The organism is Agromyces sp. G08B096, assembly GCF_040267705.1.
In the GTDB taxonomy this organism is placed as follows: domain Bacteria; phylum Actinomycetota; class Actinomycetes; order Actinomycetales; family Microbacteriaceae; genus Agromyces.
In genome coordinates, this window is sequence record NZ_CP158374.1 from 828,330 (window position 1) to 845,146 (window position 16,817).

14 protein-coding genes are annotated in these 16,817 nt (G+C 71.7%); 10 read left to right on the plus strand and 4 right to left on the minus strand.

Going from position 1 to position 16,817, the window contains the following annotated elements:
- The first annotated feature begins 10 nt into the window (after window positions 1-10).
- From rpoC to ABIQ69_RS04110, 3 genes are all read left to right on the plus strand, one after another.
- Window positions 11-3,913: a DNA-directed RNA polymerase subunit beta' gene (rpoC, locus tag ABIQ69_RS04100; RefSeq protein WP_350349128.1), complete on the plus strand. Its 3,903-nt coding sequence runs from the start codon at window positions 11-13 to the stop codon at window positions 3,911-3,913.
- A 187-nt stretch (window positions 3,914-4,100) separates the two neighbouring features.
- Window positions 4,101-4,793, plus strand: a complete 693-nt coding sequence (locus ABIQ69_RS04105; RefSeq protein ID WP_350349129.1) for a hypothetical protein — start codon at window positions 4,101-4,103, stop codon at window positions 4,791-4,793.
- A 93-nt stretch (window positions 4,794-4,886) separates the two neighbouring features.
- Entirely contained in the window at window positions 4,887-5,888 is a 1,002-nt protein-coding gene (locus tag ABIQ69_RS04110; protein WP_350349130.1) for a hypothetical protein, read from the plus strand.
- 94 nt (window positions 5,889-5,982) lie between these two features.
- On the opposite strand, the gene ABIQ69_RS04115 is transcribed toward ABIQ69_RS04110, so the two are convergent.
- Both ABIQ69_RS04115 and ABIQ69_RS04120 read right to left on the minus strand, forming a co-directional pair.
- On the minus strand, window positions 5,983-6,747 hold the full coding sequence (locus ABIQ69_RS04115) for a hypothetical protein (protein WP_350349131.1): 765 nt from the start codon (window positions 6,745-6,747) through the stop codon (window positions 5,983-5,985).
- On the minus strand, window positions 6,747-7,295 hold the full coding sequence (locus tag ABIQ69_RS04120) for a hypothetical protein (protein ID WP_350349132.1): 549 nt from the start codon (window positions 7,293-7,295) through the stop codon (window positions 6,747-6,749). Before ABIQ69_RS04120 ends, ABIQ69_RS04115 begins: the two co-directional genes overlap by 1 nt.
- A 95-nt stretch (window positions 7,296-7,390) precedes the next feature.
- On the opposite strand from ABIQ69_RS04120, the gene ABIQ69_RS04125 reads away from it, so the two are divergent.
- The 3 genes from ABIQ69_RS04125 (at window position 7,391) to ABIQ69_RS04135 (ending at window position 13,530) form a co-directional block, all read left to right on the plus strand.
- A complete protein-coding gene (locus ABIQ69_RS04125) occupies window positions 7,391-8,461 on the plus strand; it encodes a hypothetical protein (protein ID WP_350349133.1) in 1,071 nt (356 codons plus the stop codon).
- Window positions 8,462-8,483: 22 nt separating this feature from the next.
- The gene (locus ABIQ69_RS04130; protein WP_350349134.1) at window positions 8,484-12,815 is read left to right on the plus strand and encodes an FtsK/SpoIIIE domain-containing protein; all 4,332 of its coding nucleotides are present in this window, start codon (window positions 8,484-8,486) and stop codon (window positions 12,813-12,815) included.
- Window positions 12,816-12,912: 97 nt separating this feature from the next.
- Entirely contained in the window at window positions 12,913-13,530 is a 618-nt protein-coding gene (locus ABIQ69_RS04135) for an FHA domain-containing protein (RefSeq protein ID WP_350349135.1), read from the plus strand.
- A gap of 62 nt (window positions 13,531-13,592) precedes the next feature.
- Here ABIQ69_RS04135 and ABIQ69_RS04140 read toward each other — a convergent pair whose 3' ends face one another.
- The gene (locus tag ABIQ69_RS04140; RefSeq protein WP_350349136.1) at window positions 13,593-14,228 is read right to left on the minus strand and encodes a hypothetical protein; all 636 of its coding nucleotides are present in this window, start codon (window positions 14,226-14,228) and stop codon (window positions 13,593-13,595) included.
- Window positions 14,225-14,953 carry a hypothetical protein gene (locus ABIQ69_RS04145; protein ID WP_350349137.1) on the minus strand — a complete coding sequence of 243 codons (729 nt, stop codon included), beginning with the start codon at window positions 14,951-14,953 and terminating at the stop codon, window positions 14,225-14,227. Before ABIQ69_RS04145 ends, ABIQ69_RS04140 begins: the two co-directional genes overlap by 4 nt.
- A 210-nt stretch (window positions 14,954-15,163) precedes the next feature.
- Between ABIQ69_RS04145 and ABIQ69_RS04150 the strand changes: the two genes are divergently transcribed.
- The 4 genes from ABIQ69_RS04150 (at window position 15,164) to ABIQ69_RS04165 (ending at window position 16,804) form a co-directional block, all read left to right on the plus strand.
- A complete protein-coding gene (locus ABIQ69_RS04150) occupies window positions 15,164-15,457 on the plus strand; it encodes a WXG100 family type VII secretion target (RefSeq protein ID WP_056010942.1) in 294 nt (97 codons plus the stop codon).
- Between the two features lie 68 nt (window positions 15,458-15,525).
- Entirely contained in the window at window positions 15,526-16,203 is a 678-nt protein-coding gene (locus ABIQ69_RS04155; RefSeq protein WP_350349138.1) for a WXG100 family type VII secretion target, read from the plus strand.
- Window positions 16,196-16,504, plus strand: coding sequence for a hypothetical protein (locus tag ABIQ69_RS04160; protein ID WP_350349139.1), 309 nt, complete (start codon window positions 16,196-16,198; stop codon window positions 16,502-16,504). Before ABIQ69_RS04155 ends, ABIQ69_RS04160 begins: the two co-directional genes overlap by 8 nt.
- Window positions 16,505-16,540: 36 nt before the next feature.
- On the plus strand, window positions 16,541-16,804 hold the full coding sequence (locus ABIQ69_RS04165) for a hypothetical protein (protein ID WP_350349140.1): 264 nt from the start codon (window positions 16,541-16,543) through the stop codon (window positions 16,802-16,804).
- Window positions 16,805-16,817: the final 13 nt, after the last annotated feature.

The following is a 16,817-nucleotide window of genomic DNA, read 5'->3' on the forward strand; positions in this document are numbered from 1 at the left end:
AGGAGAGAAATTGCTCGACGCAACCACATTTGACGAGCTTCGTATCGGCCTGGCCACCGCTGAGGACATCCGCAAGTGGTCCTACGGTGAGGTCAAGAAGCCCGAGACGATCAACTACCGCACGCTGAAGCCCGAGAAGGACGGTCTGTTCGGCGAGCAGATCTTCGGGCCCTCCCGCGACTGGGAGTGCGCCTGCGGCAAGTACAAGCGGGTCCGCTTCAAGGGCATCGTCTGCGAGCGCTGCGGCGTGGAGGTCACCAAGTCCTCCGTCCGCCGCGAGCGGATGGGCCACATCGAGCTCGCCGCCCCGGTGACGCACATCTGGTACTTCAAGGGTGTGCCGAGCCGCCTGGGCTACCTGCTCGACATGGCGCCGAAGGACCTCGAGAAGGTCATCTACTTCGCCGCCTACATGGTGATCGACGTCGACGACGAGGGTCGTCACGCCGACATGCCGGGCCTCGAGAATGAGCTGCGGCTCGAGATCAAGACCATCGGCGACCAGCGCGACGCGCGCATCGCGACGCTCATGGCCCGCAAGGAGGAGGAGCTCGCCGCACTCGAGGCGGAGGGCGCCAAGTCCGACCAGAAGAAGCGTGCCGAGGCCGCCGCCGACAAGGAGATGGCCCAGGTCCGCAAGTCCGCCGACGAGCAGATCGCGCACCTCGAGCGCGTGTGGGAGGACTTCCGCACCCTCAAGGTCGGCGACCTCAAGCCGGAGGACTCGGTCTTCCAGGAGCTGCAGGACCGCTTCGGCATGTACTTCGAGGCCTACATGGGCGCCGAGGCCATCAAGAAGCGCCTGCTGAGCTTCGACCTCGCGGCCGAGGCGGAAGACCTGCACCTGCAGATCGCCGAGGGCAAGGGTCAGAAGAAGATCCGCGCCATCAAGCGTCTGAAGGTCGTCAACTCCTTCCTCCAGACCGGCAACTCGCCGGCGGCGATGGTGCTCGACGTGGTCCCGGTCATCCCGCCGGAGCTCCGCCCGATGGTGCAGCTCGACGGCGGCCGCTTCGCGACCTCCGACCTCAACGACCTCTACCGTCGTGTGATCAACCGCAACAACCGTCTCCGTCGACTCCTCGACCTCGGCGCGCCCGAGATCATCGTCAACAACGAGAAGCGGATGCTGCAGGAGGCCGTCGACGCGCTGTTCGACAACGGCCGTCGTGGTCGCCCCGTCACGGGCACCGGCAACCGGGCGCTGAAGTCGCTCTCCGACATGCTGAAGGGCAAGCAGGGCCGGTTCCGCCAGAACCTGCTCGGCAAGCGCGTCGACTACTCGGGCCGTTCGGTCATCGTCGTCGGCCCGCAGCTGAAGCTGCACCAGTGCGGTCTGCCGAAGCAGATGGCGCTGGAGCTCTTCAAGCCGTTCGTGATCAAGCGCCTCATCGACCTCAGCCACGCGCAGAACATCAAGGCTGCCAAGCGCATGGTCGAGCGGTCGCGCCCGCAGGTGTGGGACGTCCTCGAGGAGATCATCCGTGAGCGCCCCGTGCTGCTGAACCGTGCGCCCACGCTGCACCGTCTCGGCATCCAGGCGTTCGAGCCGCAGCTGGTCGAGGGCAAGGCCATCCAGCTCCACCCGCTCGTCTGCGCCGCGTTCAACGCGGACTTCGACGGCGACCAGATGGCCGTGCACCTGCCGCTGTCGGTCGAGGCTCAGGCCGAGGCCCGCATCCTGATGCTCGCCTCGAACAACATCCTGAAGCCGTCCGACGGTCGTCCGGTGACCCTGCCGTCCCAGGACATGATCATCGGTCTGCACCACCTCACGACGGAGAAGCCCGGCGGCGCCGGCGAGGGCCGCGCGTTCTCGTCGATCGCCGAGGCGATCCTGGCGTTCGACCAGAACCGCCCGGGCCGCCACGAGCTCGACCTCGGCGCCAAGGTGAAGATCCGCCTCGAGGGGCTGCACTTCGCCGAGGGCACCGAGCCCGAGGGCTTCGAGGCCGGCAAGCCGTTCCTCATGGAGACGACCCTCGGCCGCGCCCTCTTCAACGAGGCGCTGCCGGTGGACTACCCGTACTTCAACCAGCAGGCCGGCAAGGGGCAGATCTCGCAGATCGTCAACGACCTCGCCGAGCGCTACCCGAAGACCGAGGTGGCCGCGACGCTCGACCGGATCAAGGACGCCGGCTTCCGCTGGGCGACCCGTTCCGGCGTGACCGTCGCCCTGTCGGACATCGTCGAGCTCCCGCAGAAGCGCGAGATCGTCTCGAAGTACGAGAAGCAGGCCGCGAAGGTCCAGGGTCAGTTCGACAAGGGCCTCACGACCGACCTCGAGCGTCGTCAGGAGCTCATCCAGATCTGGACGAAGGCCACCGACGAGGTCGCCAAGGCCATGCAGGAGGAGTTCGGCTCGAACCCGGAGAACACCATCAACCGCATGGTGACCTCCGGTGCCCGTGGTAACTGGCTGCAGGTGCGCAACATCGCCGGTATGCGAGGCCTCGTGAACAACCCGAAGGGTGAGATCATCCCTCGCCCGATCATCTCCTCGTACCGCGAGGGCCTGTCGGTGGCGGAGTACTTCATCGCCACGCACGGTGCCCGCAAGGGCCTCGCCGACACGGCGCTCCGTACGGCGGACTCGGGCTACCTCACGCGTCGTCTGGTGGATGTCTCGCAGGACGTCATCATCCGCGAGGACGACTGCGGCACCACGAAGGGCCTCGAGCTGCCGATCGCGGCGGTCGACGCCTCTGGCGAGCTCGTGCGCGACCCGAACGTCGAGAACTCGGTGTTCGCCCGGTCGCTCGCTGCCGACGCGGTGAACGCCAAGGGCGAGGTCATCGCCGAGGCGGGCTCCGACGTGGGCGACGTGCTCATCGACAAGCTCGTTGCGGCGGGGGTCGAGTCGATCCGCGTGCGTTCGGTGCTGACCTGCGAGTCCGCGGTCGGCGTCTGCGCGGCCTGCTACGGCCGTTCGCTCGCGACCGGCAAGCTGGTCGACCTCGGTGAGGCCGTCGGCATCATCGCGGCCCAGTCGATCGGTGAGCCCGGCACGCAGCTGACGATGCGTACCTTCCACACGGGTGGTTCGGCCTCGGCGGACGACATCACGCAGGGTCTGCCCCGCGTGCAGGAGCTGTTCGAGGCGCGCACCCCGAAGGGCGCGTCGCCGATCGTGGAGGCCGCCGGCCGCATCACGATCGACGAGACCGAGAAGCAGCGCAAGGTCATCCTCACGCCCGACAACGGCGACGAGCCGATCACGTACAACGTGCTCAAGCGTTCGACGCTGCTCGTCGAGGACGGCCAGCACGTCGAGCTCGGCCAGCAGCTGATCGCCGGCACGGTCGACCCGAAGGAGGTCCTCCGGGTCAAGGGCGTGCGCGAGGTGCAGAAGCACCTGGTGAACGGCGTGCAGGACGTCTACCGCTCGCAGGGTGTGCCGATCCACGACAAGCACATCGAGGTCATCGTGCGTCAGATGCTGCGCAAGGTCACCGTCGTCGACCACGGCGACACCGACCTGCTGCCGGGTGAGCTCGTCGACCGTTCGCGGTACAACGAGATCAACCGCGCCGCGCTCACCGAGGGCAAGAAGACGGCTTCGGCCCGTCAGGAGGTCATGGGCATCACCAAGGCCTCGCTCGCGACCGAGTCGTGGCTGTCGGCCGCGTCCTTCCAGGAGACGACCCGCGTGCTCACGCAGGCCGCCATGGAGGGCAAGTCCGACCCGCTCGTCGGCCTCAAGGAGAACGTGATCATCGGAAAGCTGATCCCGGCCGGCACCGGCCTGGCGAAGTACCGCAACGTCACGGTCGAGGCCACGGAGGAGGCGAAGGCGGAGCGGTACCCGAACCGCATCTTCGCCGACGACGCGGCGTTCAGCGAGGGCGACCTCAGCTTCGTCGACTTCGACGCGTTCTCGAGCGACGACTTCACGCCCGGCAACTACAGCTAGGCGAGTGAGTCGCGAAGGGCCCCGGGGTGTTCCCCGGGGCCCTTCGGCGTCTCCGAGGCTCGGTCCGTCGCCCGCCGGTCGGCGGCGGGAACGCGGGCGGGCGATCGGATGCCTCTGGCGCCAGGCCGTCGCGGACGTTAGCATCCATCGACGCGCCCCAAGACCCGCCCCGACCGAAAGGCCCGCGATGACGCAGGACCCGCCCGCCTCCGGAGTGCCGATCGGGCGCCGGCCCGTGTTCTGGCTGGTCGTCGCGGCGGCGGTCGTGCTGCTCGCGGTGGTCGTCGTGGGCATCGTCATCGGGCCGGGCCGCGGGGGTCCCTCGGCCGATGCGGGCGCCTCGGCACCGCCGACCGGGTCAGCGGCGGATGACGCGACCGCAGCGCCCGCGACGGATGCTCCGGCGTCCACGCCGCCGTCCGGCACGGCGCTGCCGTCGGACTGCGCCGAGATCTACACGAAGGACTGGTCGGGCGAGTTCGCGCCGCTGGTGCTGAACCCGGCCTGGACGCTCGAGCCGGAGAGCGGCGTCCACCGCGGCTCGCGCGATGCAGACGCGGTCGCGTTGCTCGATTCCACCGTCGTGCTCGAGTGCGCGTGGGGCCACCCGAACGGCGGCTCCGACCGGGGGCTCACCACCAACCTGGCCCGGGTCACGCCCGAGCAGGCGGGGGCCATGTCAGGGGCGTTCGCCGCGGCAGGGTACTCCTGCTACGAGGAGCTCGGCGGGACGCGGTGCGTCACCGAGACGCCGCCCTCGCCCGACGGCCAGGCCGGCGAATCGCACTTCTTCCGCGACGACGTCTGGATCGCGACCCTCTGGGTGAACACCGGCCCGGACGGGTACACCCACGACATCGTGACGGCGATCTTCGGCTGAGCGAAGCGCCGCGCCGCCTCCGGGGCCCGGGGGCGGCCCGTTGCTAGCATGGGCCGACCACGGGTGCGAGGGGTGCCCGGAAGGAGCGCGATCATGACGAGCACGGATGGCCGCGACGCAGGCCGTGACGAACCGGTGGACGCCGGCGCGACGCCGCCCGAGGAGCACGTCGAGGACACGCCGGTGACGGATGCCTCGACCGATGAGTCCCGACTCGCTGCGGGGGAGCCCGCTGCGGGCGAGCCGTCCGGAGCGACGCGCGTCACCGAGACGGAGTCCGTCGTCGAGACCGACGACGGTGCGGTCGTGCAGGACACCGTGGTGATCGAGTCCGACCCCGACGCCGACGCGCAGGCTCGGTTGGACGCCGCCGTGCAGCGGGCGAACGCGGTGGATGTCGCATCCGACGATGCCACGCCCGAGCCGGTCCCGGCCGACTCGGTGCGCCGTGAGACGTATGTGCCGCCCGCTGCGGCCGGCGCGGGCCTCGGCGCCGCGACGCTCGCGGGCGAGCAGCCGGCCTACCAGGCGCCGCAGACCGTCTACGTGCAGGCGCCCACGCCGCCGAAGGCGCGCAGCAACCGCGGCTTCGGGGTGCTCGTCGCCCTGCTCGGCACCGTCGCGTTCGCGGCGCTCTATGCGGGCGTGGCGTACCTGCTGATCAGCTACTACGGCGTCGGCCGCGGGGACGGCGCCGACGCGTTCGTCGGCTTCGTCATGCAGCCGGTGTACTGGGTGCCGGTCATCGCGTTCTTCATCGGCTTCGCCGTGCTCACCGTGATCGTGAATCGCGGTGGCTGGTGGGCGTACGCGGTGTTCGGGCTCCTGGTCGCCGTGTTCGTGTACTTCTCGTACATCGGGGCGGCGCTGCTGACCGTGAGCGCGTGGACGCTCACGCCCGAGCAGGCGGTCGACTTCGTCAACCAGCGCTGGCTCGATCCGTTCGCGGTGGCCTCGTTCATCATCGCGCGCGAGATCCCGATCTGGCTCGGCGGCTGGATCGCCGCCCGAGGGCGCACCGTCACCGAGCGGAACCGGCTCGCCATGGAGGCCTACGACCGCGAACTCGCCGCCGGGCCGCGCCCGATCCGCTGAGCCGACTCGATCTGCTGAACCGACCCGATCCGCTCAACCGACCGGATCCGCTGAATCGGGCCGGGCCGGCCGCGGTCAGGGTCGGCGAGCCGCGTCAGCCCTCGGGGCAGGGCAGCGCAGCCGCCGCTGCGGCGAGGTCGGGCTCGACGCCCCACTCGGCGAACGTGAAGACCGCGTCGCCGGTCTGGTCTGCGGCGGTGAACGTGCGCGGCAGGGCCGGACCGAACCGCTCGACCGTCATCACGCCGACCGGCGCCTCGCCCTCGCCGATGACGACCTCGAGCACGTCCTCGTCGCCCGCGGGTGCGGCGACGGAGAGCTCGCCGCCCTCGAGCAGGGCCGCGACGATCTCGACGGGATCGAGCATGGGAGCCCACCGGTCCACGAGCGGTTCCGCGCCCACGGTGCACACGACCGTGTCGGCGGTGCCCGGCGAGCCGATCGACTCGGCGTAGGCGGCGTTGCCCCGGACTCGCGAGCTGCCCTCGTCGATGACGACGGTCGCCTGCGCCGCGCCGGCGGAGAGCTGGCCGGTCAGCACACCGGCGTGCCCGCGCAGGTCGATGGACAGGGTCCGACCGCGCACCGGGTCGGCTTCGGGATCCGGCTGCGTCGTCTCGGTGAACGTCCCGGTCACGTGGACGGATCCGCCACCGCGTGCCGCCTCGACGATGAGGTCGCGCAGTTGGTCGTCGGGCGCGAGCCAGAGGCCGTTGCCCTGCTCCGGGTCGTAGTCTTCGAGCTCGATACCGGGCGGCGCGGTCGGCTGGGGGGCGGCCGAGGCGCAGCCGGTGACGGAGGCGAGCGCGAGCGCGGTCGCGAGGGCGCCCGTGGCCCGGCGTGCGGCTCGTGGCCGCATCAGGCCCCCGCGTCCGCCGCGCAGACGCCGGCGCCGCGCTGCGACTCGAGCGCCTGGGCGTCGAGGGTGACCTCGGCCGATTCACCGGCGGGCCGCACCACGAAGCAGGTGGCGTCGTCGTAGAGCCCGAGTGCGCTCGGGATCCACGCCTCCGTGCCCCGGACGAGCTGGGTCAGGTCGACCGCCTCGCCGTCGGCATCGACGGCGTAGAGGGCGTACGCGGCGTCGGGTCCGCCCCAGTCGAGGTGCAGGTAGGCGCCTTCGGAGGTCGCCGCGAGCCCGCTCACGCGGACCGAGTCGTCGGTCAGCGCCGAGACGATCCACCAGGTCACCGCCGCTCCCAGCGCGAGGATCGTGAGGATGCTCGAGACGAGGAACGCGGGATGCCGCCACCAGCGCCGCTCGCGTGCCGGCGCGTCCGCGAGCTCGGGCAGCACGGTCGAACCGTTGCCGAGCGCGCGCGCGCCCGCGTGGCCGCCGAGCACCGGCTGACCGGGAGCACGGCCGACGACGGCGCGACCCGTGGGCGGCATGAGCCGATCGGTCATCGCCGTCCCTCCTCGTCGCGCTGGCCGGCGGCGCCGACCGCGTACCATGCTATATCGGTGCGCGAGGTCGGTCTCGGCGTGCGGGGAGGAGCAGGGTGAGTCGGGGTGCACGGCTGACGGCGCTCGCCGTCGCGCTGCCGCTCGCGTGGGCCGCGCTCGCCCTTCCGGCCGCAGCCGACGATGCGCTCCCGGAACCTCCCGGCGGCGCCGACGTCGAGGTGCCGTACCTCGAATCCGTGAAGATCGAACCCGCGCCGCCGTGGCGGATCGCCGACTGCGCGGTGCCGCTCGCCGCAGGTCCCCTCGTGACCTCGTGCGACGAGACGGGCCTCACCCTCGCGGCGCCCGACTACGACCCCGAGGCGGGCATCATCGTGGTGCCGGTGCCGCTCACCGATGGATCCGTGTCGATGACCGTGTCGTACCGGGCGCATCTCGCACCGCCGCCGGCACCCGCCCTCGCACCCGCGGCGACGGCCCGCCCGGTGGCGGCGGGCAGTCTGCTCCGCGTGCCGCTGTCGGAGCTCGGGCTCACCTGCACGAGATGCGGCGAGGGCATCCGCGTCCGGGCGGGCGCGATCGACCCGTCGCGTGCGGGCAGCGCCTGGGCGACTCCGACGCACCTCGTCTTCCGCGCCGCATCCGACTTCACGGGGCCCGCCGAACTGTCCATCCGCGTCGTCGACGAGTTCGGGTCGAGCACCGAGGCGACGATCCCGATCGGCGTCTACCGAGCCGGGCCCGACCCGCTCATCGCCCTCGACGTCTTCGCGCCGATCGGCGCCGACGGCACCGCCGAGATCGACCTCGGTCAGCTGGCATCCTCGCTCGGCGACGCCGACGTCGCCTTCGTCGGCTGCGGGCGAGCCATCCACGGCTCCGTGAGCTGCGACCCCGACGGCCGCGCGCACTACGCCGGCGGAGGAGCGGTCGACCAGTTCGGCTTCCTCGTCACCGCCGACGGCGAACAGGCCGCCGGTTCGATCACGCTCGTGCCTGAGGCATCCGACCTGCCCGATGGTGGCCCCGTGCCCGTCGCGCCCGTCGGCGACGGCGAGGAGCCCACCCTCACCGTCTTCGTGCCCCCGCCCCCGGTCGAGCACACCGACCGCGGCGGCGCGTTCGACCCGCTCATCGCCGTCCTCGACCGGGTGGGTGCCCGGTGACCATCCCTGAAAGGCAGGCCCCATGAGCCTCCGACTCACGCTCGACCAGCGCGCCGGCGAAGCCGGCGGTTCGTGGATGCTCGACGTCGACGAGGGCACGACCGTCGGCGAGGTCGCCGAATCGCTCGGCGTCCCGCCTGAGACCCTCGGCGCCGACCCCGAGGGTGCGACGCCGCTGGCCGACGGACCCGTGCTCTCGGGCGCCGAAGTCCCGCAATCGGCGCCTGCCGAGCTGCCGGCCGGCACCCTCAGGCTCGAGGTCGTCGGGGGCCCGTTCGCGGGCGACTCCGTCGCCGTCGCCCGCGGCGCCGCGGTGACGGTCGGAAGCGGGGCATCCGTCAGCCTCTCGATCGCGGACCCGGCGCTCGCCGCGCACCACGCGACGATCACGCTGTCCACGGATGCTCCGGGTCTCGGCGGTCGTCCCGCGCCGCTCACCGCCACGGTCGAGCCGGCCGACGGAGCCGAGGTCTGGATCGACGGCGTCGCGATCGACGCGCCGACCACGATCGTCCCCGCCGACATCGTGCAGGTCGGCTCGAGCATGCTGCGGCTGGGCGTCGCGCCCGTCAGCGACGCCGACCTCACCCGCGACGCGCTCGGCGACCGCGGCTTCAACCGCCCGAGCCGGATCCGGCCGGCGGCCGACCAGCCGGTGGTCACCCTCCCCGGCGACAAGCCCGACGACCCCGACCAGTCCCCGATGCCCTGGCTGTCCGCCGTCATCCCGGTCGTGCTCGGCGTCACCATGGCCATGGTCTTCCAGCGCCCGATCATGCTGCTGATGGCCGCCGCCAGCCCGATCATGGTGATCGGCTCGTTCCTCACCAACCGGAAGCTGGCGAAGAAGAAGGGGCTGAAGACCGAGCAGCAGTGGATCGACGAGGTCCACGCCGCCGAGCGCCGCATCGAGGAGCTCGCCCGCCTGCAGCGGATCGAGTCGTGGTATCGACTGCCCGACCCGGTGGTGCTCTTCGACATCGCCACCCGCCCGCTGTCGCGCCTGTGGGAGCGCCGCCGCTCCGACGCCGACGCGCTCGCACTCCGCGTCGGGGTGACGGAGGTCGCCCTCGACGTGCGCTTCGAGGGCGGCGGCAAAGATCGCGCGCTGCCGCGTCGGGTCGGGGTCGCCCCCGTCCCCGTGGCCGCCGACCTCCGCTCGGGCCCGCTCGGCATCGCCGGCCCCGCCGACGCCGCGCGGAACCTCGCGCGCGCCATCGTCGCCGGCTGGGCGACGCTGCGGTCGCCGCGCGACGCCGAGCTCGTGCTGCTCTGCCCCGACGACACCGAGGCCGAGTGGGGCTGGGTGCAGTGGCTGCCGCACGCGCAGCCCGCCGGTGCGGTCGCCGCCGTCGGCAACACCGACGACACCCGCCGCGAGCGGCTGCGTGAACTCTCCGAACTCCTCGACCTGCGGATGCGCATCGCCGGCCAGCGCGGCGCCGAACCGCCGAACGACGTGCTCGTCGTGGTCGACGGCGCGCGGAAGCTGCGCATGCTGCCCGGCATGGTGCAGCTGCTCGAACACGGCGCGAAGCACGGCATCCACGTCGTCGCCATCGACTCCGAGCGGGCGCGGCTGCCCGAGGAGGCCAAGAGCGTCGTCGCGATCGACCCGGGCGACCCCGCCGTCGCGCGCGTCGAGACCGGCACCGACTACCACCCCGTCGTCCTCATCGACGGGCTCTCCGTGCCGCGCAGCGAGCAGCTGGCCAGGAGCCTCTGCTCGCTCCGGCACGTCAGCGGCGTCGGCGACGACGCCATGCTGCCCACCGCAGTGCGCTTCGCCGACCTCATGCAGCTCGACCTCGACGACCCCGAGCCGATCGTCAAGCGCTGGCAGCTGCAGCCGCGCAACACCTTCGTCGTCGTCGGGGCGACCGGCGAGGGCGAGTTCGCCGTCGACATCTCCCGCGACGGGCCGCACGCCCTCGTCGCCGGCACCACCGGGTCGGGCAAGTCCGAGTTCCTGCAGGCGCTGGTCGTGAGCCTCGCGATGGCGAACCGTCCCGATGCGCTGAACTTCGTGCTCGTCGACTACAAGGGCGGCTCGGCCTTCGCGGACTGCGAGCGGCTGCCCCACACCGTCGGCATGGTGACGAACCTCGACGCCCGTGAGACCGAGCGCGCGCTCGCCTCGCTCGACGCCGAGCTGAAGCGGCGCGAGAAGGTGCTGCGCGACATGAACGCGAAGGACGTCGACGCGGCCTGGGCGAAGGACGCCGACACCGCGGCCCGCCGTGGGCTCGCGCGACTCATGATCGTCATCGACGAGTTCGCCGAGCTGCGCACCGAGCTGCCCGAGTTCATCGACGGCCTCGTCCGGATCGCCCGCGTCGGCCGCTCCCTGGGGGTGAACCTCGTCCTCGCGACCCAGCGCCCCTCGGGCGTGGTCACGCCCGAGATGCAGTCCAACATCAACCTTCGCGTGGCGCTGCGCGTCACCGATCGCACCGACTCCTCCGACATCCTGGGGTCCGGCGAGGCCGCGCTCATCAGCCCGACGACGCCCGGCCGCGGCTACGTCCGCACCGGGCCGTCCTCAGCCCCGGTCGCGTTCCAGACGGCCCGAGTGGCCGGCATCCGGCCCGGCGTGCAGCGCAGCGTCAAGGTGCTGCCCCGCAAGGCCGCGCTGATCTGGGAGCAGCTGGGCTTCCCGGCGAAGTACCCGAAGACTGCCTCGTCGCACGCGCAGAACACCGACCACGACGACACAGACCTGCGCGCCATCGTGAACCTCATCACCGCGGCGACGCAGCAGCTCGGCATCCCGAAGAACCCGTCGCCGTGGCTCGTGCCGCTGCCCGCGGTGCTCCCGCTGGAGAAGTTCCAGGACCAGCCCGTCCGCGAGGGATCGATCGTCCTCGGCCTCGAGGACGTGCCCGCCGACCAGGCGCAGCGCAGCCTCACCTGGAGCGTCGAGGACGGCTCGCACGTGCTCTTCCTGGGCGGCGCGCTCTCCGGGCGCACGACCGCGCTCCGCACGGTGCTCGGCCAGCTCGTGCAGGAGTTCTCGCCTGCCGACCTGCACCTCTACGTCATCGACTTCGGCAACGGTGCGCTGCTGCCCCTCGTGGATGCCCCGCACACGGGCGCCGTCGTCACCCAGCTCGACTCCGACCGCCTGCCGCGGCTCGTCCAGCAGCTGCTGGAGGAGCTCGGGCGCCGTCAGGCCGTGCTCTCCTCCGCCGGCGTGGGCCACATCTCGGAGCAGCGCGCCCAGAGCTCGCCCGAGACCCGGCTGCCGTACGCCGTGGTCGCGGTCGACGGGTGGGAGCGCATGCTCTCCACGATGAACCCCGACCAGCTGGTGACCTTCCGCGACCAGTTCATGCGGGTGCTTCGGGAGGGCCCGGCCGTGGGTGTGCGCGTCGTCATCACGGGCGACCGGGGCATCACGGGCGACAAGATCATCTCCTTCATCGACGAGCAGTACGTGCTGCCGATGCGCGACATCGCCGATTACCGGACCGCCGGCATCCTCGCCAGGGACATCCCGCTCGATCTCGCCCCAGGCCGGGTGCTCTTCGGCGCGGCCGGCGCGGAGGCGCAGCTCGCGGTGCTCGTCCGCGACACCAGCGGCGAGGCGCAGACGACCGCGCTCCGGCGCATCGTCGAGCAGGTCCGCGATCACTTCGACCAGTTCCCGCAGCTCGCCGCCATGCCGCGCCCGTTCCGGGTGGACCCGCTGCCCGGTCACTTCGCGCTCACGAGCGCCTACGAGCTGCCGCTCGGCGAGTCCGGTCCGGCCGACGGCCCGGTGGTCGCGGTCGGCGGCGACCTGCTGTCGCGGTTCACGCTCGACTGGCCGGCCGACGGCGGCTTCATCGTCACCGGCGGCCGGAAGTCAGGCCGCTCCTCGGCGCTCGCGGCGATCGTCCACCAGCTCGCGTGGCGGAAGACGCCGCTCGTCGTCGTGTCCGGGCGGGAGTCCATCCTCACCGAGGTCGCAACCGCGCACGGCATCCAGGTGATCTCGAGGGGAGACCTCACGCCCCCCGAGCTCGATCCGATCCTCGACGCCGCCGGCGAGTTCGTCACGGTCGTGGTCGACGACGCCGAGCAGCTGAAGAACGCCCCGATCGAACATGCGCTCACGGGAGCGAAGCATCGGGCCGTCTTCATCGTCGCCGCGGATTCGGAGTCCCTGTCGACGCTGTTCGGCGGGCCGATCGTCGAGGCGAAGCGTTCGCGGCGGGCGCTCGTGCTGCGGCCCGAATCGGCCATCATGGGCACCCAGGCCGTCGGCACCGCGATCCCGAAATTCATGCTCGGGCGGGGCACGCCGGGTCAGGCCGTCCTGACCACGCCGTCGGGCTGGCTGCCCGTGCGGGTGCCCGACATCCGGCAGTGAACCGGGCCGGTCCGACCGGCGCCGCCCGCACGTAGACTGGGCCGGGCAGTGCCCGGCGCGACCGGGCCGCACGCCCGCCGAGAAGGGGATGATCCGAGTGGCTTCTGCCCGCTGCGTGTACTGCGACGCCACGCTGCAGCCGAACAGCATGTACTGCGTCGAATGCGGTCAGCTGATTCCGCAGACCTCGAGCACACCGCCGGTCCCGGCGCCGTTCGCCGGCGCGAAGCCGGCGCCCGCGGTGCGTCCCGACGCGGCACCGGTCGTCGTCGGTGCCAGGCCCGAGCCGGTGCCGCTGCCGCGGACGCTTCCGTGGCAGCAGCCCGGAGCGCGCAACGAATCGGCGGCTCCGGTCACGCCCGAACCGGCCGCGCCCGAGGTCGTGGAGCGCGTCGAGCTGCAGTTCTCGACCGGGCAGCGCGTGATCGTCGAAGGCGCCGCCGTCATCGGGCGGAAGCCGGCCGACACCGCGCTGGCGATGGGCGCCCGTGCCGTCGAGGTGCAGGACGACACCCGGTCGGTCTCGCGCGTGCACCTGTTCCTCGAGGTCGCCGGCGGGCGGATCACCGTGGGCGATGCGGGCTCGGCGAACGGCTCGCGCGTCGAGCGCGCCGGTCGCGAGATCCCGCTGGAGAGCGCGGGCACGCGCGTCGCGGTCGAGGTCGGCGACGCGGTCTGGATCGGCGACCTGCGCTTCGTGATCCAGCCCGCGTAGGGTCATCCGGCCCCGCGTCGCCCTGGGTCGCAGCCCTCAGCGGCGGCGGTGAGGCAGCGCGCTCAGTCGCTGAAGAGGCCCGACACGAAGCCGTTCACGATGGTCTGGCTCGCCCGTGCGCCGTAGTGGTCGATCTCGAGGCGGCTGATGGCCTCGTACGCGTTGCCGGTGAGCCGGGCGAGGGGGAGCGGCCGCCAGTCGCGACCCGATCGCGCAGAGACGCCCACGTAGGCGAGGCCATCGGCCTTGGCCAGCCACACGGCGAATACGACGTCGCCGCGGACCGAGACGGGCAGCGGCAGGTACTGGCGAGGGTCGCCGGTCGCGAGGCGGTCGAGCACCGCGGATGCCTCGTGCGCCGGAAGCGCGAGATACGACGACGCCCGCTGCACCAGCGGCGCCCCCGTCGCGACCCGCTCCCACCGGTACGACCAGGCGAGGAGCCACACGAGGCCGCCGACGACGGCGAGGGCGCTGAGCAGCACCGCGCCCGGCGCGACCGCGCCGCGCAGGCCCGCGCGCCGGCCCTGGAAGTCGGTCGAGAGCTCGACGAGTGCGTCGTATCCGACGATGCTTGCCACGAGTGCGACCGCTCCGACCGCGAGCAGGACGATCGAGGCGATCATCTGGCCGCGCGAGCGCACCCGCCGCACCTCGCCGGGCGCGGCATGGAAGGCCGCCTCCTGGGGCTCGCTCATGCGTTCGCTCCCTTCTCCACCGGCCACTTGCGGTCGAGCATCGGTCCCCTCCAGGAGATGTACGTGAAGACGCGGTCGAAGCTGCGGGCCGGGATGCCTCGGCGCTCGGCCTCGCGGATCAGGATGCCCGCCGCCTGGTGGGCGCTCGCATCGTCGAGTACCGCGTCGAGCATCAGCGGCACGAGACCGCGGCGCCTGCCGTCGAACTCGTCGAACAGGGTCACGCGTTCCGATCCCTTCGCACCCCGGAACGCGGCACGCAGCGCCTCCCCGTCTCGAACGCCGAGCTCGCACAGCAGGGTCGGGCTCCCGGCACGCACGGTGGTGCGGGCGATCGGACCGATCAGCGGGAGGCGCTGGATCCGTCCGGTTCGTGCTCGATCGTCGGCGACGCCGACGAAGACGACCTCCGACCACGTCACGAGGGGGGCGCCGGCCAGGCGCACTCCGGCGTCGCTGATCGCCAGGGCGACGCCGTCGCCGGCGACCAGCAGGCCGAGCGCACGGCGTCGGCGGTGGGCGAGCACGGCCGAGGCGGCGGCAGCGGCCGCACCGACCACGGCGATCGTGACGGTGAACCAGCCGAAACCCTCCCCGGCGGCCCACACGGCGAGCCAGCAGAACAGTGCGGTGACGACGACGCTGACCACGAGGATGCCGACGTTGAGCCGCTCCGCCGTGGACACCTTGCCACGGTCGACGTGCGCCAGATACTCGCCCTGCACCCCGGCCTCCCCTCTCGCCCGCCGCGCGCGCAGCGGGGCGCCGACAGCCTACCCGGCGCGATCCGAGGCCGCCCACCCGAGGCGGGCGGGGAGGGGAGTTCTCCCCATCGGCAAATCACCGCACGACCGGTAACGTGTTCGAGGCACAGGGAATTCGGAGCATCCGCTCCCACTCGTGCGCGTTCGAGACATCCAATTACGGAGGAAATCATGGCGGAGATCCGCGTCACGTCCGACTCTCTCGCCGGTGTCGCCGGCCAGCTCTCGAGCGGCTCGCAGTCGATCGAGTCGCAGCTGTCGAACCTCAAGTCGCTGGTCGAGGGCCTCATCTCGGGCGACTGGTCGGGCACCGCGTCGCAGAGCTTCAACGAGCTCTACTCGCAGTGGGACCAGGCCGGTCTCCAGCTGAAGGAGTCCCTGCAGGGCATCAGCGACCTGCTGAACCAGGCGGCGCTCTCCTACGAGGACAGCGAGAACGCCATCGCCGGCACGTTCAACGGCTGACACAGATCGGGCAGATGCCGGCGTGCGGACCGCACGTCGGCATCGCGTTCAGGGGCTAGGGGTCCGCAATGGTCTACTTCAAGGTTCGCGCCGACTCGCTCAGCGAGGTCGCTGCGCTGATCGGCAACGTCATCGTGACGTTCGACTCGAATCTCGCGTCGGCCGACGGCGTGGTCGGCCGCGTGGCAGGCACGACGTGGGTCGGTGAAGACGCCGAGAAGTTCGGTGAGAACTGGGCCTCCTTCATGACCATGGCCTCGCAGGTCCGGCTCGCGCTCACCGCGCTCCAGCAGGGTCTGATCGCGGCCGACGGCACGTACACCCGCACCGAGACGAGCCTGCGCGGCAGCTTCCGTCAGGGCTCGCAGGGCCTCGTCACCGTCCGCAGCTCCTCCGCCGGCCTCGGCAAGCGTGTCTCGAGCGGCGAGGAGAAGGCCGAAGACATGGCTGAGTTCTTCGGTCGCGACTACGCCGGTGACGACGAGGTCGAGCAGTTCGGCGGCGGCATGCTCGGACGGCGGACGGCGGCCGGGCAGGCCACCGGCGGCGGCTCGGGCGATTCCGATGGCGACGGCGACGACGACTCGATCGGCCAGGGCGTGTTCCGCCTCGGCGCCGACGGCGAACCGGACCCCGACGCCTACGTCGAGGTCGACATCGATCTGCCCGGTTTCGACGGGCTCGTGTTCGACGGCGTCGGCGCGGCGCCGGCCGGCGACATCCAGGGGGAGGGCGACCGTGTCTGAGCAGCAGGCCGATACGACCGAACTGCGCGAACTCGTGCAGACCATGAACGAGCTCGTGGGCTACTGCTCCGCGCTCAAGCAGGGTGCGAGCGGGTTCGCCTACATGCTCCCCGCCGAATGGCAGGGCCCGGCGATGCAGGCCTTCCTCGGATCGTTCACCGCCTGGGCGGTCGGCGCCTCGGCGCTCGAGCAGACGGCCGAGGGCCTCAAGAAGCAGGCCGAGGCGTCCTCCGATTCGTACTCGAAGACCATCGAGTCGCTCGACACGTCGTGGTCGAAGATCCAGTCCAACCTCGGGTGACCGGGCCGTCGAGCCCGGCTGAACGGAGACCATCTCATGAAGTTCCGCGATGAATTCTTCTCACGCGAGGACCGCTACTCCCTCGGCGTCGAGGAGGAGTCGGGCCGGTACTACGCCTCCTTCCCGGTGAGCAACGGCGTCGTCGACTACGAGGAGTACTACGAGCTCACCCCCGAGCAGTACGCGAGCTTCCTCGCCGACCCGGCGGCGGCAGTCGCCTTCGTCGAATCCTGCCGCCGTCACGAGCACGACGAACTCCTCCTGCAGAAGCCCGGCTGGAATCGCGGCACGCCGATCTGAGCGATCGCCCGCG

What these genes read in the sequence shown, in the direction of transcription:
- ABIQ69_RS04155 (WP_350349138.1), top strand. Translation starts at nt 15,526, where the DNA reads ATGGTCTACTTCAAGGTTCGCGCCGACTCGCTCAGCGAGGTCGCTGCG.
- ABIQ69_RS04115 (WP_350349131.1), bottom strand. Translation starts at nt 6,747, where the DNA reads ATGCGGCCACGAGCCGCACGCCGGGCCACGGGCGCCCTCGCGACCGCG.
- ABIQ69_RS04140 (WP_350349136.1), bottom strand. Translation starts at nt 14,228, where the DNA reads ATGAGCGAGCCCCAGGAGGCGGCCTTCCATGCCGCGCCCGGCGAGGTG.
- ABIQ69_RS04165 (WP_350349140.1), top strand. Translation starts at nt 16,541, where the DNA reads ATGAAGTTCCGCGATGAATTCTTCTCACGCGAGGACCGCTACTCCCTC.
- ABIQ69_RS04105 (WP_350349129.1), top strand. Translation starts at nt 4,101, where the DNA reads ATGACGCAGGACCCGCCCGCCTCCGGAGTGCCGATCGGGCGCCGGCCC.
- ABIQ69_RS04120 (WP_350349132.1), bottom strand. Translation starts at nt 7,295, where the DNA reads ATGACCGATCGGCTCATGCCGCCCACGGGTCGCGCCGTCGTCGGCCGT.
- ABIQ69_RS04110 (WP_350349130.1), top strand. Translation starts at nt 4,887, where the DNA reads ATGACGAGCACGGATGGCCGCGACGCAGGCCGTGACGAACCGGTGGAC.
- ABIQ69_RS04150 (WP_056010942.1), top strand. Translation starts at nt 15,164, where the DNA reads ATGGCGGAGATCCGCGTCACGTCCGACTCTCTCGCCGGTGTCGCCGGC.
- ABIQ69_RS04130 (WP_350349134.1), top strand. Translation starts at nt 8,484, where the DNA reads ATGAGCCTCCGACTCACGCTCGACCAGCGCGCCGGCGAAGCCGGCGGT.